13 protein-coding genes are annotated in these 14,268 nt (G+C 37.9%); 6 read left to right on the top strand and 7 right to left on the bottom strand.

Features of this window, described 5'->3' with window-relative positions; all coding sequences use genetic code 11:
• Nucleotides 1–3: 3 nt before the first annotated feature.
• Nucleotides 4–633, bottom strand: coding sequence for a DUF6915 family protein (locus CDA10_RS08670; protein WP_089605234.1), 630 nt, complete (start codon nucleotides 631–633; stop codon nucleotides 4–6).
• Nucleotides 634–782: 149 nt separating this feature from the next.
• Nucleotides 783–1,835, bottom strand: coding sequence for a D-alanyl-D-alanine endopeptidase PBP7/8 (gene pbpG, locus CDA10_RS08665; protein WP_089605233.1), 1,053 nt, complete (start codon nucleotides 1,833–1,835; stop codon nucleotides 783–785).
• A 230-nt stretch (nucleotides 1,836–2,065) separates the two neighbouring features.
• Here pbpG and gacA point away from each other — a divergent pair, with 230 nt between their 5' ends.
• From gacA to CDA10_RS08650, 3 genes are read left to right on the top strand one after another with little or no spacing between them, the layout of a single operon-like run.
• Nucleotides 2,066–2,701 carry a response regulator transcription factor GacA gene (gene gacA / locus CDA10_RS08660; RefSeq protein WP_089605232.1) on the top strand — a complete coding sequence of 212 codons (636 nt, stop codon included), beginning with the start codon at nucleotides 2,066–2,068 and terminating at the stop codon, nucleotides 2,699–2,701.
• Nucleotides 2,702–2,737: 36 nt separating this feature from the next.
• On the top strand, nucleotides 2,738–4,306 hold the full coding sequence (locus CDA10_RS08655; RefSeq protein ID WP_089605231.1) for a sensor histidine kinase: 1,569 nt from the start codon (nucleotides 2,738–2,740) through the stop codon (nucleotides 4,304–4,306).
• 17 nt (nucleotides 4,307–4,323) lie between these two features.
• The gene (locus CDA10_RS08650) at nucleotides 4,324–5,736 is read left to right on the top strand and encodes a sigma-54-dependent transcriptional regulator (RefSeq protein ID WP_089605230.1); all 1,413 of its coding nucleotides are present in this window, start codon (nucleotides 4,324–4,326) and stop codon (nucleotides 5,734–5,736) included.
• 98 nt (nucleotides 5,737–5,834) lie between these two features.
• On the opposite strand, the gene CDA10_RS08645 is transcribed toward CDA10_RS08650, so the two are convergent.
• The 4 genes from CDA10_RS08645 to lptF all read right to left on the bottom strand — a co-directional run bounded on the left by CDA10_RS08645 (nucleotide 5,835) and on the right by lptF (nucleotide 10,881).
• The gene (locus CDA10_RS08645) at nucleotides 5,835–7,007 is read right to left on the bottom strand and encodes a S41 family peptidase (RefSeq protein ID WP_089605229.1); all 1,173 of its coding nucleotides are present in this window, start codon (nucleotides 7,005–7,007) and stop codon (nucleotides 5,835–5,837) included.
• A gap of 30 nt (nucleotides 7,008–7,037) precedes the next feature.
• On the bottom strand, nucleotides 7,038–8,585 hold the full coding sequence (gene gpmI, locus CDA10_RS08640) for a 2,3-bisphosphoglycerate-independent phosphoglycerate mutase (protein WP_089605228.1): 1,548 nt from the start codon (nucleotides 8,583–8,585) through the stop codon (nucleotides 7,038–7,040).
• Between the two features lie 125 nt (nucleotides 8,586–8,710).
• Nucleotides 8,711–9,781 carry an LPS export ABC transporter permease LptG gene (lptG, locus tag CDA10_RS08635; protein ID WP_089605227.1) on the bottom strand — a complete coding sequence of 357 codons (1,071 nt, stop codon included), beginning with the start codon at nucleotides 9,779–9,781 and terminating at the stop codon, nucleotides 8,711–8,713.
• Complete coding sequence (gene lptF / locus CDA10_RS08630; protein WP_089605226.1) at nucleotides 9,781–10,881, bottom strand: LPS export ABC transporter permease LptF; 1,101 nt, start codon at nucleotides 10,879–10,881, stop codon at nucleotides 9,781–9,783. The genes lptG and lptF overlap by 1 nt, the downstream gene beginning before the upstream one ends.
• A gap of 143 nt (nucleotides 10,882–11,024) precedes the next feature.
• Here lptF and CDA10_RS08625 point away from each other — a divergent pair, with 143 nt between their 5' ends.
• Genes CDA10_RS08625 through blhA form a run of 3 tightly spaced genes read left to right on the top strand, consistent with a single transcriptional unit; the run spans nucleotide 11,025 to nucleotide 13,557 of the window.
• A complete protein-coding gene (locus CDA10_RS08625) occupies nucleotides 11,025–12,473 on the top strand; it encodes a leucyl aminopeptidase (protein ID WP_089605225.1) in 1,449 nt (482 codons plus the stop codon).
• Complete coding sequence (locus tag CDA10_RS08620) at nucleotides 12,466–12,891, top strand: DNA polymerase III subunit chi (protein WP_089605224.1); 426 nt, start codon at nucleotides 12,466–12,468, stop codon at nucleotides 12,889–12,891. The genes CDA10_RS08625 and CDA10_RS08620 overlap by 8 nt, the downstream gene beginning before the upstream one ends.
• 39 nt (nucleotides 12,892–12,930) lie before the next feature.
• The gene (gene blhA, locus CDA10_RS08615; protein WP_089605223.1) at nucleotides 12,931–13,557 is read left to right on the top strand and encodes a cell division protein BlhA; all 627 of its coding nucleotides are present in this window, start codon (nucleotides 12,931–12,933) and stop codon (nucleotides 13,555–13,557) included.
• Nucleotides 13,558–13,695: 138 nt separating this feature from the next.
• Here blhA and CDA10_RS08610 read toward each other — a convergent pair whose 3' ends face one another.
• On the bottom strand, nucleotides 13,696–14,241 hold the full coding sequence (locus tag CDA10_RS08610; protein WP_089605222.1) for a VTT domain-containing protein: 546 nt from the start codon (nucleotides 14,239–14,241) through the stop codon (nucleotides 13,696–13,698).
• Nucleotides 14,242–14,268 lie beyond the last annotated feature (27 nt).

The raw sequence follows: 14,268 nt of genomic DNA, 5'->3' as shown, positions 1-14,268 counted from the left end.
CCCCTAATTGATATGTAGCTGAGTTATTTGTTTTCGTTGATGTAAAGCCTGAGCGCTTAAAGGTATTGCCATTCCATTATCCATCCACAACTCAAAACGCATCGCATTAAAAAAATCTGCGGGACTATATAGAATATTTTCTAATTTGGGCAACTGCCCAATACGAGGCAAAATATCGTAAATAAACCAGTTATTATGTGTAAGTAATAAAGAATGTAACTTTCCTGTTAATGCGAGTGGCGATAACATCAACTGTGAAAGTGTTTTATCCTGCAAATAATATTGATGTAATTGCTCTAGTTGCTGTTCAAAATTTTTAGGTAATTGCGTCGCATCTATCGCATTTACAAAATCATTTAAAGTCGGAATAAAACGTTGTTGATAATCCACCAATAAATGATCACGTTCGCACAAATCTTTAATATCAATTGATTTGCCTGCACTATTTTGAAGGCTATGTCCAAACACGGGAACAACAACTGAATTTACACCCCATAATGTATGTAAAATTCGATGTCGAGCATCACTACATAAACTTTTGGTACTGTCTATAAAACGATGTATTTCATAGTAATCTTCAGGTTCCCTACCCCAACGTTTTGCAGAAATACGTGCATGTTGCATTGCATTCATATTGTCATGTCATCATTTCTTGTTGTGATCTAACATTAACTTATTTTAATAAAAAAACGAATATAATTTATTGATATTAAGAAAGTTGTTGCTTCAATTTAGGCATAAAAAAGCTCTTCATAAAGAAGAGCTTTTTTATAACAAAAATATTAAATACGTTTTGGTAAATTACTCACCCAATTCAATAAATTAGTTGCATCATTGGTACGTGCTTGAGATGAGCTCGCTCCTAATAATACGACCACTGCTGGGCGATTGTTGACCGTTGTATGCATCACGACACAACGCCCTGCCTCATTGATATAACCTGTTTTCGAAATATTAATATTCCAACCGCCGTTGCGAACCAATGCATTGGTATTATTCGATTTTAGAACACGATAACCTAAATTGAAGTCATAGTGCGCTGTGGTTGAAAACTGACGAATCAAACCATATTGAGACGCAGCGCTAACTAAAATACCCAAATCACGCGCAGAAGATATATTACGTGGGTCTAAGCCTGTCGATTCAGCATAATGCGTAGAATTCATTCCCAATTGACGTGCTTTAGCATTCATAGCAGCGATAAATGCTTGACGACCACCTGGATAAGTACGAGCCAAAGCTGCAGCTGCTGGATTTTCAGATTTCATCAATGCAACAAGTAACATTTCAGCACGATTCATGGTATCGCCAGCTTTTAACGTTGAACTTGAGTTTTTACCACCTGCGCCGGCAAAATCGATTTGTTGTAGTGTAATGTCTTCAGACATATTCAAACGTGCATCAGCAGTAATGACAGCAGTCATCAATTTAGTAATAGATGCAATTGGCATCGCCATATTGGTATTTTTACTAAACAGTACTTCGCCTGTTTTTGCATCCATAACCAATGCCGCACGTGCATTGACTGAAGGCTGACTGCTAAAACTATTGGTATCAACAATCTGTACAGATTTATTGGTCAATCCTGTAGGTGCAGCATTTGAAGCACGAAGTGTTGTAGTTAAGGTTGTTGACCCTTGCGGTGAAGGCTCATCCTCATCTTCTACAGAGTCATCATTCAACAATTGGCTTGCATCTGAAGAAGACCAAGTAACAGTCGCTTGCCCTGCCGTCCCTGGTGAATTCATAACAATGTCAGCAAAACCAGTTGAACTCAAACTGAGTAGTATTGATAAACTCAATACATGCATTAACGTATTTTTGGGATTTTTCACGATAATTTACTCATCTCAGGGAGGTTTTCACAAACTTGCTAATTGCCTCAAATATGACTTACATTTACACTCAAACGTGACTATATTAAAACAAATATTTTAATCACAGTATTGTGCATAAATATTTTACGGATATTAGGAATAGCATTGCTAATTTTGTGATGACATTGCAAGTATTTTTTGCGTTGTGTAACAAAAATATTGATATTAAGAATTGTGAGGAGGTGTAAGTGATTACTGTCTTAGTGGTAGATGACCATGAATTAGTAAGAACAGGCATCTGCAGAATGCTAGAAGATCAGATTGATATTCAAGTGGTTGGGCAGGCTGAATCAGGTGAAGAAGCCATTACAATCGTCAGACAGCAGCACCCTAATGTGGTTTTATTAGATGTCAATATGCCCGGGATTGGTGGCGTTGAAACAACTCGCCGTTTATTACAAACAGCACCCGATACCAAAGTTTTAGCCGTCAGTGGACTTGCTGAAGAACCGTATCCATCATTGTTACTTAAAGCAGGTGCTAGAGGTTATATCACCAAAGGTGCTCCAATTACAGAAATGGTTCGAGCAATCAAAAAGGTCATGCAAGGCGGTAAATACTTTAGCGCAGATATTGCTGAACAATTGGCAAGTTCATATTTATCAGATACACAAACCTCTCCTTTTGATGCGCTTTCAGAACGTGAAATGCAAGTTGCTATGATGGTTGTAAACTGTGTAAGTGCCCAAGAAATTTCCGATAAACTTTTTGTCAGTGTGAAAACTGTCAATACATACCGCTATCGTATTTTTGAAAAACTAGGTCTAGATAGTGATGTTAAATTGACGCATCTGGCTATACGTTATGGTTTGATTAAGCCTTAAACCTATTAAAAATATAAAGTTTTATTTGAGTACATTATGCTGCCTACGGTATCTGTTCCTATCTATCAAACAATTTACCGCCTAGGCGCACTGTATTCAGTTTATCGAATTGTCATTGCTTGCTGTCTAACCATCATCTTTTTGATTACCTTAGAAAATCAAGATTCTCATTATACTTATCCAAGTTTATATTTTTACTCTGTTGCCGCTTTTACAGTCATTGCAGCTTTACAAATGATGCTGCTTAGGTTTTATCCTCATTGGGTCAATAAGCAATTTATTGGCTTCTTTATTATTGATATTCCTTTTCTAAGTTTACTTACCTTCGCACTAGATGGCCCAAACCTAGCCATTAGTATCCTGTTCGTTATTACTGTATTTGTCGCAAATTTCTTACTTACAAAAAGAAAAGCGTTATTGGTTACATTGGTTGCTGTGATTGCTATTATTTATCAGCAATTCTTTGGAAGTTTTTTTGATTTTTCAAACTTAAATAATATTGGTAATAGTGCTTTACTGGCTTTCTTATTTTTTATGGTTTATGGCATTGGACAAGTTGCAATTAACCGTTTTCAACTCCTTGAATCATTAAATACGTACCAATCTATTGAATTATTTAAACTGCAAAATATTAATCGCTATATTTTAGAACAAATTGAAGTTGGCTATTTGGTTCTTGATGAACAATATAAAATTATTGTCAGTAACCCTGCAGCCTGCTTACTTTTAGGCATTCCTCCGCTTTATGCACATGAGCAGTATCTTCTTTCTCATTTTCAACCTGACTTATTTGAAATATTAGAGAATACCTTAATCAAAGATAATGAACGCTTTCAATTTGAATCACATAAATCTGCTTATACCGTTGATATCCGTGTACAAAAACTGATTGTTCCGCAACAAGCACTGACGCTTTTGGTTTTAGAGGATGCTCAGAAAATCAATCAAAAGGTTCAGCAATTAAAACTTGCAGCCTTAGGGCAATTATCTGCCAGTATTGCCCATGAAATTAGAAACCCGCTTGCAGCCATTGTACAAGCCAATGATTTAATTATGGGAAGTAATGAGCAACAGCAAACGATTCTTCATCAAATGATTTCAAAACAAGCGGTTCGTATTAACAGTATCATTAAAGATACTTTAGATATGGCAAAAAATAGAAAAACGACAGCAACCAAAATGCTTCTACAAGACTTCTTGAATGATTTGCTTGTGAGTGATTTACAAGATGTTCGCCAAAATATTCAACTCGATTTACAAGCTCATCTTTCGATCTATTTTGATGACTTACAACTCAGACAAGTACTCATCAATCTAATTCGTAATGCACTGCGTCATAATGATGAATTGGCAGATTATATTTCACTAAAAGCATTTAAAAACGAACATCACCTATGTATAGATGTGATTGATTACGGGAAAGGGGTGTCAAAACAAGACCTCTCTCAATTATTTCAACCATTTTTTAGTACCGAAATCAACGGAACTGGTTTAGGATTGTACCTGTCACAAAGTATATGTGAAGCGAATCAAGCGAAATTAATTTACGTAGAGCAAAAACAACAAGGGGCATGTTTTCGAATCGAATGCCCACTCACGGAATAAACTAGGTTTTTGGGGATATGACTACACGACAACCATTGGTCTTACTTGTCGATGATGAGCAAGATTTATGTATGCTCATGCAAATGAGCCTTTCTCGAATGGGCATCAAAACCCATATGGCTCATCATTTACAGCAAGCCAAATATTTTTTTAGCGAATACAAATATGATGCTTGTATTACAGATCTCAACCTGCCTGATGGAAGTGGTTTAGAGCTGGTTAAACATGTGTCTCAGCATTATCCTAAAACACCTATTGCTGTTTTAACAGCTTATGGCAACATGGAAATCGCAATTGCTTCTCTAAAAGCAGGCGCTTTTGATTTCGTCAGCAAGCCGATTAACCAATTACACTTACAACAGCTCTTACAAAAAGCGTTGCATGTGCCTCAATTGGATGTCGATGTTGCAGAAATTCCAATTGAGCAATCTATGCTCATCGGTAACTCTCAAGTCATTCGTAGCCTGAGAGAATCCATTAAAAAGATTGCACGTTCGCAAGCGCCTGTATTTATTACAGGTGAATCAGGTACAGGTAAAGAAGTTGTTGCCAACTTGATTCATAAGTTAAGCAATCGCAGTGATAGCCCTTTTATTGCCATTAACTGTGGTGCGATTTCAGAAGACTTGATGGAAAGTGAGCTTTTTGGACATAAAAAAGGCTGTTTTTCTGGTGCTACACAAGACAAACAAGGTCTGATCCAAGCTGCAAATGGCGGTACTTTATTCTTAGATGAAATTGCAGAGCTTTCATTGGCAATGCAAGCTAAACTCTTGCGTGCCGTACAAGAAAAGAAAATTCGTCCTTTGGGTAGTGATACAGAAATCGAAGTCGATTTTCGTATTATCAGTGCTAGTCATCAAGATATTGAAATGTTAGTAGAGCAAGGTAAATTCCGTCACGACCTATTTTTTAGGATCCATGTGATGGATGTCGTACTGCCTCCTTTACGTGAACGTGATCAAGATATTTTGATTTTAGCTGCTCATTTTATTCAAGTGATCTGTGCGGAGTGGCAAATTCCAACCAAACAGCTTACAGAAGCAGCAAAAGCATTTTTATTGGGACAACACTACTCTGGTAATGTTCGTGAACTGCGCAATATCATTGAAAAAGCCATTACCATGAGTGATGAAGATCAATTGGATATTCAGCACCTACAACCTGCACCTATTCGCGGAATCAATTACAGTGAACCAGTTGAAGCGGATATAAAAACAACCACTCAAACTGAAACTTCATCGAAAGCTCAAAAGATTCCTGAAGAAGGTTTAGAGGAATATTTGGAAAAAGTAGAAAAAGAAGTGCTACTTTCTGCATTGAATCAAACGCATTGGAATCGAACTTTAGCGGCAAAAAAACTGGGAATGACTTTCCGTTCTCTACGCTATCGTTTGAAAAAATTTGGTTTAGATACAGATGATGATTAAAATGATCGTTTTTTGATCATTTTAAAAACTAAAAAAGCTGAGAGTTATTCTCAGCTTTTTTATTACTTGATCTATTCTTCAGTGTAATAAATCAAATATTAACGATGTTTAAGCAATTGATCAGAAACATTATTTAAATAACTTTCTTCTTTTAAATCGATCGTCCATGGCAGTTCCAAATCTGGACGTATGCCTTGCCCATCAATCATATTTCCATTGGGTGTGAAGTAATGTGAAACCGTCATTTGTAATGCTGCACCATTGGGTAATGGGAATAATTTCTGCACCACGCCTTTACCATAACTTTTTTCACCAATGACCCAAGCTCGTTGGTGTTCTTTCATCGCTGCAGTAAAGACTTCAGCCGCAGATGCCGAACGACCATTGATCAAAATACCCAATTTGATATTTGGAAATTCATTCCCCGGCAAAGCTTGGAATTGTTGATTACCTTCCGAACGGCTTTTGGTTGAAACAATCGTACCTTGATTTAAAAATAAATCAGCAGTTTCAACCGCAGCAGATAATAATCCTCCTGGATTATTACGCAAATCCAATAAAACAGCTTTCACTTTTTGGGAACTATATTCTTCAATTAAACGTTTAATTTCATTGGCAGTATCTTGTTGGAACACTTTCACTTTCAAGACTAAAACTTGATTGTGCAACATCATCGCTTCAATATCAGCGACATCTAATTTCCGATTTCTCACAATCGTTAATATCGGACTTTTTTCATTCAGCTGTAATTGAAAGGCCGAACCAATCGATCCATGCAATAAATCATCGACTTGTTCTGCATTTAAATTTTTAAGTTCTTGATTTTCAATTTTAAAAACACTAAACCCATCTTTAAGACCCAACTTTGTTGAATCTGAATTTTCATGTAAATTTTTAATTTTCCATTGATGACTATGATTATCTAAGACCAACTCAAAATCTGCTGTCGCAAGATCACTTTCTGTGTATTGCATCAGTTGTTTGTATTCTTCAGCAGTTAAGTAACGTGAATAACGGTCTAAACCACTGACTAAACCCTTAGTTGCTTGTAAGAACAAAACATCATCTGGTTTTTCTTCCACATAGTTATCTTTAACAATTCCGTAAATTTGGACAAATTGTTCTATCGATTCAATAGGGACTTCTGTAACCGCCTGTTCAATTTCTCCATCAAAATCAAGTGGGGCAGTATGTTCAGCTGCCCATATAGAATGGCTTCCACTGGTCAGTAATCCTGTTAAAACAGCAATATATTTCCAAGCTTGAGCCATTCACACACCTGTATTTTATGTATTGTTATCTTATGGGTTCAACGTAATTAGATTACGCCCCTGCATTTCCGATGGTACTGGAAGCTTCATCAAACTCAGAATTGTTGGTGCAACATCCGCTAAAACGCCACCTTCTGCAATGGTCGCTGAGCTTGGTCCCACATAGATGAAAGGTACGAGTTCCGTTGTATGTTGAGTATGTACCTGACCACTCACATAATCCTGCATTTGCTCAACATTACCATGATCTGCTGTAATCAACATATGCCCATGTTTTGCCATCACAGCTTCATATAGACGGCCTAAGCTTAGATCTACAGCCTCAACAGCTTTCACAGCCGCATCAAATACACCTGTGTGTCCAACCATATCACCATTGGCATAGTTCACCACCAATAAGTCATATTCACCTGAATTAACCGCATCAACAAGTTTGTCCGTCACTTCAGGCGCACTCATTTCAGGCTGTAGGTCATAAGTTGCAACTTTAGGTGATGGGATCAAAATACGCTTTTCGCCTGGATATTCATCTTCACGACCACCACTAAAGAAGAAAGTCACATGTGCATACTTTTCTGTTTCTGCAATACGAAGTTGAGTCTTGCCCAATGATGATAAATATTCACCAATTGAGTTTTTCAATCCTTCTGGCATATATGCCACAGGTGCATCGATTGTGGCTTGATAACGCGTCAACATGACAAATTTAGATAAATTTGGCACAACTTTACGTTCAAAACCTGCAAAATCTTTTTCAACAAAAGCTTTGGTAATTTCACGAGCACGATCGGCACGGAAATTCATAAACACAATACTGTCACCATCAGAAATTTTGGTAATCTCACCAATTCGAGTTGCTTTTACAAACTCATCGTTTTCATTGGCTGCATACGCTTGTTCTAAACCTTCAATCGCTGAATCAACCACACGGAAAGCTTCACCTTCGGTCATCAAACGATAAGCTTGCTCTACACGATCCCAACGATTGTCACGATCCATGGCAAAATAACGACCAATCATCGTGACAATACGACCTTGATTTGGGTATTGTGCAAAAACTGCATCTAATTTTTGTAATGATGGTTGAGCACTGCGAGGTGGTGTATCACGTCCATCAAGGAAAGCATGTAAATACACTTTCGCACCACGTTTTAGGGCAAGCTCACACATTGCAACGATATGATCTTGATGCGAATGCACACCACCTTCAGACAATAGCCCCATGATATGTACTGCACCATTGGCAGCTTTGGCTTTTTCTACAGCATCAATCAGAACTTCATGTTCAAAAAAATCACCCGTACGAATGTCTTTGGTAATACGCGTAAAATCTTGATAAAGCACACGGCCTGCACCTAAATTCATGTGGCCAACTTCTGAATTCCCCATTTGTCCATCGGGTAAACCAACATCTTCACCTGAACCAGAAATTAAACTATGCGGATGCTTTTCTTGCATCATGGTTAGATTTGGCGTTTTTGCTGCTAAAAACGCATTATCTTCGACCGCTTCACGATGACCCACACCATCCATAATCACTAGAACGTGAGGGATTTTGCCAGCAGTTGCATCCGTCATGATTTACACTCTTTTCTGTTTACAAATTAATCGTGCTATCTTACCGTTTTTTTACGGCAGACTCTATGCTCAGACCATGACAAACATTGATGTTGATGATCTGAATTTCTGATTTATCTCATGGATTAGCGCGCTCTGTAGAGCAAATAACTTCCTGCGCCAAACATGAGTACAATCGGTAAAAATACGAACCATACAGGTGATGATGCATAAACCAAACTCGCATAACCCAAGAAATCTTGTAAATAATAAAAACCAAGACCAACAAACAGTGCAATGACCAAACGGAAACCCATAGATTGTTGGCGTAATGGTCCAAAAATAAATGAACAAGCAATCAAAACTAAAGCCAATAACGCAAATGGTGATCCGACATTTTTCCAAAAAGCCAGTAAATAGGTTTTTGGAACTTGGCTATATTCATTCATATATTTCATGAAACTCACCAATTGGCTCGGTGCCAAGTCTTCAGGATCAATCGTTACCATATGTACATACTTCGGTTGTAAAGCCAGTGCTAAATCTTGTTGATTGGTTTTTGCAGCTTGAGCTTGACCATTTACAAGTAAGTTCACTTGAGTACTGTTCTGTAAATTCCATTGTCCATCATGAACAAACTTACCTTGTTCAGAATTTAATAAAGACTTCATCCGATAGTTATCATCGAAATCAATCACTTGAACTTGTTTTAAAGTCCCTTGTGAATTGGCATAGTCAATGTAAATAAAACGTTGTCCTTCACGTGTCCAATACCCTTTTACTTCACCTAAAGCAGCAACACTACGATGACTTTTAATGCTTTTTGCATGTTCATTGGTATAAGGAACAACAAATTCACTTAGTACAAAAGACAAAACAACCAAAAGCATGGCTGAACGCATTACCCAACCTACAATCCGCCATAAACTAATCCCTGACGCACGCATCACGATGAGTTCACTATTAGAAGCCATTGAACCTAAACCCAGTACTGCACCAATCAATGCAGAGATCGGGAGAATTTCATACAAGTAGCGTGGTGCGCCCCAAAACACATATTGCAAAGCATTCCAAGCGGTATAACCTTCTTTTAAATCACCCAACTCACCTAAATAAGTAAATAGGATTTGTAATACCGATAGCACAGCTGTTGCACCCAACATTGCGAGTGCTGTGGTTTTAGTCACATGCTTGGCGACAATTCTACGTGCTAACATTATGACCTCACTCGTTGAATCTGCTTTTTAATCTTAGGTGCTAATTTCTGTTTTCTAGAGAATAAAGCCGCCGCAATGGCATATACCAAAAGCACCGCAGGATAAGCCCAAATCCCAACCTCAGCTTTACTAATTCGAGTTTTAATTGCCATCAATGCCACAATTAAACTGGCAAAAATCAATAAGGCTGGAAACAGTTTTAAATAACGACCTTGTCGAGGGCTCACCTCACACAATGCTGTTGCAAGCATGAGTGCAACAATCATTGAAAATGGCACGAAAATACGCCACCCCAACTCACTCTCAACCACTGGGTCATTTTTGACTGCAAGTAATTTTCCAATCGGTAAGGCTTCGACTTCACCACTTTCAAATTTGGCTTCTTTATCACTTTCTAAACGCAGGCGATACGATTGAAATTCCGCTTGGCTATATTTTGGTGTCCCCGGATAAATTTCATAACGACGCCCTTGAATTAAATCGACAATACTGGCTGTTTCATTGGCCATTTCAACACGTGTGGCTTCTTTTGCCAAAATCATCACATCAGGTTTACCTTCTTTTTCAGCACGCTGATAAAAGAAAATATCTTTTAAATTCTTACGATCTTCGGATAACGAACCAGCATAGATGGTATAAGCCCCTGAGGAAATAAACTCTTTGGGTCGAACCAAATCAAATCCAGTTCGAACTGCTTGCGTTGACACCAGTTGCTCATACTGACGCAGTCCCCAAGGGGACAACCACACCATTAAAATCGTTTGTACAAATAAATAAATCACGGTCAGCGGAATGAGCAAACGAGCCAATTGGATACGACTCAAACCACTGCTATTGAACACAGCCATTTCATGGTCGACATATAAACGACCAAAAACCAGCATCAGCCCAATAAAGAAACCTAAAGGAAGAATTAATGTTAAAAATTCAGGTAAGCGATAGCCAATAATACTAAACAGGATGCTGGCATCTAAACGACCTTGCGCTGCCACGCCAAAATACTTGATCAAACGTCCACCCATCATAATGAGTGTTAATAGTGCAACGACCACCAAAGAAGTCGAAACCACTTGCTTGACGAGATAACGTCGAATAATCAAATTAATCTTCCAAATAAGAGTAAATCGTGAAGTAGTACTAGTTTACCCGAAGTTAAAAATATAAAACCACATTGAAATTCTACCATTGGAAGTGGTTCAATGGTTTAATGAAGTGAAACGTTAAAAAGGCACAAATACAGCATATGAAACTTACAATAAACCCATCGTTTTCAACGCCTACATCTAGCCAATCGTTGTTTATTTTGGTGGATTCTGAAAACCCGAAAATAGCTCAAGAAGTATATAAAATCAATGATCTAGATTCATTAACCAAAGCAATAGACTACAAAGCAAGTTTCAATGAGACATTACCACTCATCGGAAAACTGACTCAAATTGCACAATGTACTTTAGTGGGTATCGATAAAGCCTCTGAAATAACGGCAGCGAAATTAGCAAAAATCGCACAAACAGTTATCAAAGCTTCACAAAAAAAATCCAAACAAATCAGTATCGATATCTCAGCTATTCCAGTTGAGTTCCATTATTTATTTGCTTTAAGCATTACTCAAGTGGCTTATGGTTACGATGAGTTTAAATCTAAGAAAAATGAATTTAGTTTAGAAAGTATTGAATTTATTGCAAATCAATCAACATTGACCAATGAACAATTAAGCTTTGTTGAAGCAGTCCAAAACGGACAAAATTTAGCACGTGATCTTGGAAACTGTCCTGGCAATATTTGTTTTCCAGAATATTTGGCTGAACAAGCTCATGCACTTGCTGCTGAATTTCCAGACTTATTAAAAGTAACTGTTCTTGAAGAGCCTGAGATGGCTAATTTAGGTATGAATGCTTTCCTTGCTGTGAGCAAAGGTTCAGATCGCCCAGGTCGCATCATTACCCTAGAATATAAAGCCAACGCTGATCAAGCACCGATTGTTCTTGTTGGTAAAGGTGTAACATTCGACACAGGTGGTATTTCATTAAAACCAGGCGCAGGCATGGACGAAATGAAATTCGATATGTGTGGCGCGGCCTCAGTGTTGGGTACAATTCGCGCATTGTGTGAAGCAAAACTACCAATCCATGTTGTGGGTACAATTGCTGCTGCGGAAAATATGCCTTCAGGTCATGCAACTCGTCCGGGTGATATTGTCACAACGATGAGTGGACAGACTGTTGAAATTTTAAATACTGATGCAGAAGGTCGTTTAGTCCTGTGCGACACTTTGACTTATATCAAACGTTTCAATCCAGCATTGGTGATTGATGTAGCAACATTGACAGGTGCATGTGTGATTGCTTTAGGTTCTGTAGTTTCTGGATTATTCACACCAGATGATGAATTAGCTGAAGAAATTATTGCAGCAGGTCATACTTCTTTTGACCGTGTATGGCGTATGCCTGTGTATGAGGATTATCAAGAACAGCTTGATACGCCATTCGCAGATATTGCCAATATTGGTGGACCTAAAGCTGGCGCAGTTACAGCAGCGTGTTTCTTACAGCGCTTTACACGTGATTACCGTTGGGCACATTTAGATATTGCAGGCACGGCTTGGAACTCAGGTGCAAATAAAGGTGCAACAGGTCGTCCAGTTCCATTGTTAATGCAATTTATTGCTAAACGCGCGCAATCAAATGGCTAAAATTAGCTTTTATCTGTTTGAAAAAAGCCCTGAACGGCAGGTTGAAAGTGCCTGTCGTTTATGTCGTAAAATTTTACGAAATGCAGCTAAAATTTGGCTGCATTGCCCAGATCCTGAATTGCAACAACAACTCGATGACCACTTATGGAGCTTTGATCCAACAAGCTTTTTAGCCCATGGTATTGACCAAACTCATGCTCCTATTTGTATTTCAGCACAATTACCCTTAGCACAAGCAGGATCAAGTACAGTTGAATGGATTGTGTTTAATTTTAACAATCAACCCCTTGAACAAGTGACACAATTTAGTCACATTATAGAAATTGTTGAAAATGATGAGTCTGCAAAGCAAATTGGTCGTGAAAAGTACAAAGCGTATCGGCGAATGAGCATTACACCTCAAACCTTCAAACTCTAATTTATTGATATTCATACCTAAAAACAAAGGAGATGCGTGGTGGCATTAAATGTCGGTCAAGATTTTAAAAAGCGTTGGTTGGACACGCCTGAAACCGTGCGCCAAACTTTTGTCGATGACCTCAATCGCATCTGTGACCTTTTAAGTCCTGTAACAGACATACAAAATTGGCTCAATAATGATCAGCGCCAAATGCAAATTGCACAACTTAAAGTTGAGCAAGCCTATGCCGATTTAAAAGCACAACTCATTGAAGAAGCACGTATTCGCAAACAGTTGGCATTGGAAAAAGCGTTAGCCGAAAAACGTGCACAACAAGATGCTTATAATCAACAATTACAGCAAGATGAAATTCAACAGTTTAAAGATCAACAACTTACATTGCAAAATCTGCGACAACATATTGATGTTGAAATTTCTGAATATAGTGAAAAATACACAAAAAACCCAGATGTATCCGCTATCGACTATGCCAGTGGTCAATTTAGAATTGATGATCGTCAAATCACTTCTGAATTAGAAAGTGTACGTTTAAGACTTGAACTTGAAGCTGAAACACTGATTGAGCAAACTGTAAATGCTTTCCGTTCTAAACTAGAATCTGCAGCTAAAGAAGAAATTGAATACATTTTAGCTAATTCTAACTTTTCAGCTGAAAAAGAATAAAGCATTGCCATTTTCATCCTAAGATATTTTGAGATAATTCAACTAAGCTTTGAGTAAACGTCTCTAAACATGGGTAAAATACGTGTATGACTGCCAAAAAAAGCCCAATTAGGGCTTTTTTAAACGCATGAGTAAAATCTATAACCAAGCGATCAGTAAAGAAAGTAAATTACCTGCCCCATAGCCCATCCCAAGTAATAAGGCAATCCAAACCCAGCCACCTAAGATGTTATACAACATAAATACAGGCATTTTCATATGCCCTGCACCTGCGGCAAATGGCGCAAAAGAACGCACAAAAGGTACAAAACGAGCAACAAGAATAGTTTTTCCACCATGTTTCACAAAATAATGATTGGTTTTTTTAACATATTCAGGCTTAAACCAACGGGAGTGTGCATGGAAAAATTTAAACCCCAGAACACGACCTGTATAGTAATTGACGATATAACCTAATACAGAGGCAATAAATAAAAGTACCCCCATATAATGTAAATGTACAGACTCGGCCGTAGAACACAAAGCACCAATGGCGATCAGCAAACTGTCACCCGGTAAAAAAAACATAAATACGGAACCTGTTTCTGCAAAAATAATCAAAAACAGAATTGCATAGATCCAAAGCCCATAATTTTCTAGTAGCGTGGGCAATAATTGTTCTAAATGCAGTAAAAAATCAAGCAATACACAACTCTCTTCGATGAAGCATTT

Origin of the sequence: Acinetobacter piscicola, assembly GCF_002233755.1 — a bacterium.
GTDB lineage: Bacteria > Pseudomonadota > Gammaproteobacteria > Pseudomonadales > Moraxellaceae > Acinetobacter > Acinetobacter piscicola.
The sequence above is the reverse complement of the archived record's forward strand: the minus strand, read 5'-3'. Positions and strand labels throughout refer to the sequence as shown.

Excerpts from the sequence above, each read along its gene's own strand:
- CDA10_RS08620 (WP_089605224.1), top strand. The coding sequence starts at position 12,466 with ATGGCTAAAATTAGCTTTTATCTGTTTGAAAAAAGCCCTGAACGGCAG.
- CDA10_RS08655 (WP_089605231.1), top strand. The coding sequence starts at position 2,738 with ATGCTGCCTACGGTATCTGTTCCTATCTATCAAACAATTTACCGCCTA.
- CDA10_RS08670 (WP_089605234.1), bottom strand. The coding sequence starts at position 633 with ATGAATGCAATGCAACATGCACGTATTTCTGCAAAACGTTGGGGTAGG.
- CDA10_RS08645 (WP_089605229.1), bottom strand. The coding sequence starts at position 7,007 with ATGGCTCAAGCTTGGAAATATATTGCTGTTTTAACAGGATTACTGACC.
- lptG (WP_089605227.1), bottom strand. The coding sequence starts at position 9,781 with ATGTTAGCACGTAGAATTGTCGCCAAGCATGTGACTAAAACCACAGCA.
- gpmI (WP_089605228.1), bottom strand. The coding sequence starts at position 8,585 with ATGACGGATGCAACTGCTGGCAAAATCCCTCACGTTCTAGTGATTATG.
- CDA10_RS08650 (WP_089605230.1), top strand. The coding sequence starts at position 4,324 with ATGACTACACGACAACCATTGGTCTTACTTGTCGATGATGAGCAAGAT.
- CDA10_RS08625 (WP_089605225.1), top strand. The coding sequence starts at position 11,025 with ATGAAACTTACAATAAACCCATCGTTTTCAACGCCTACATCTAGCCAA.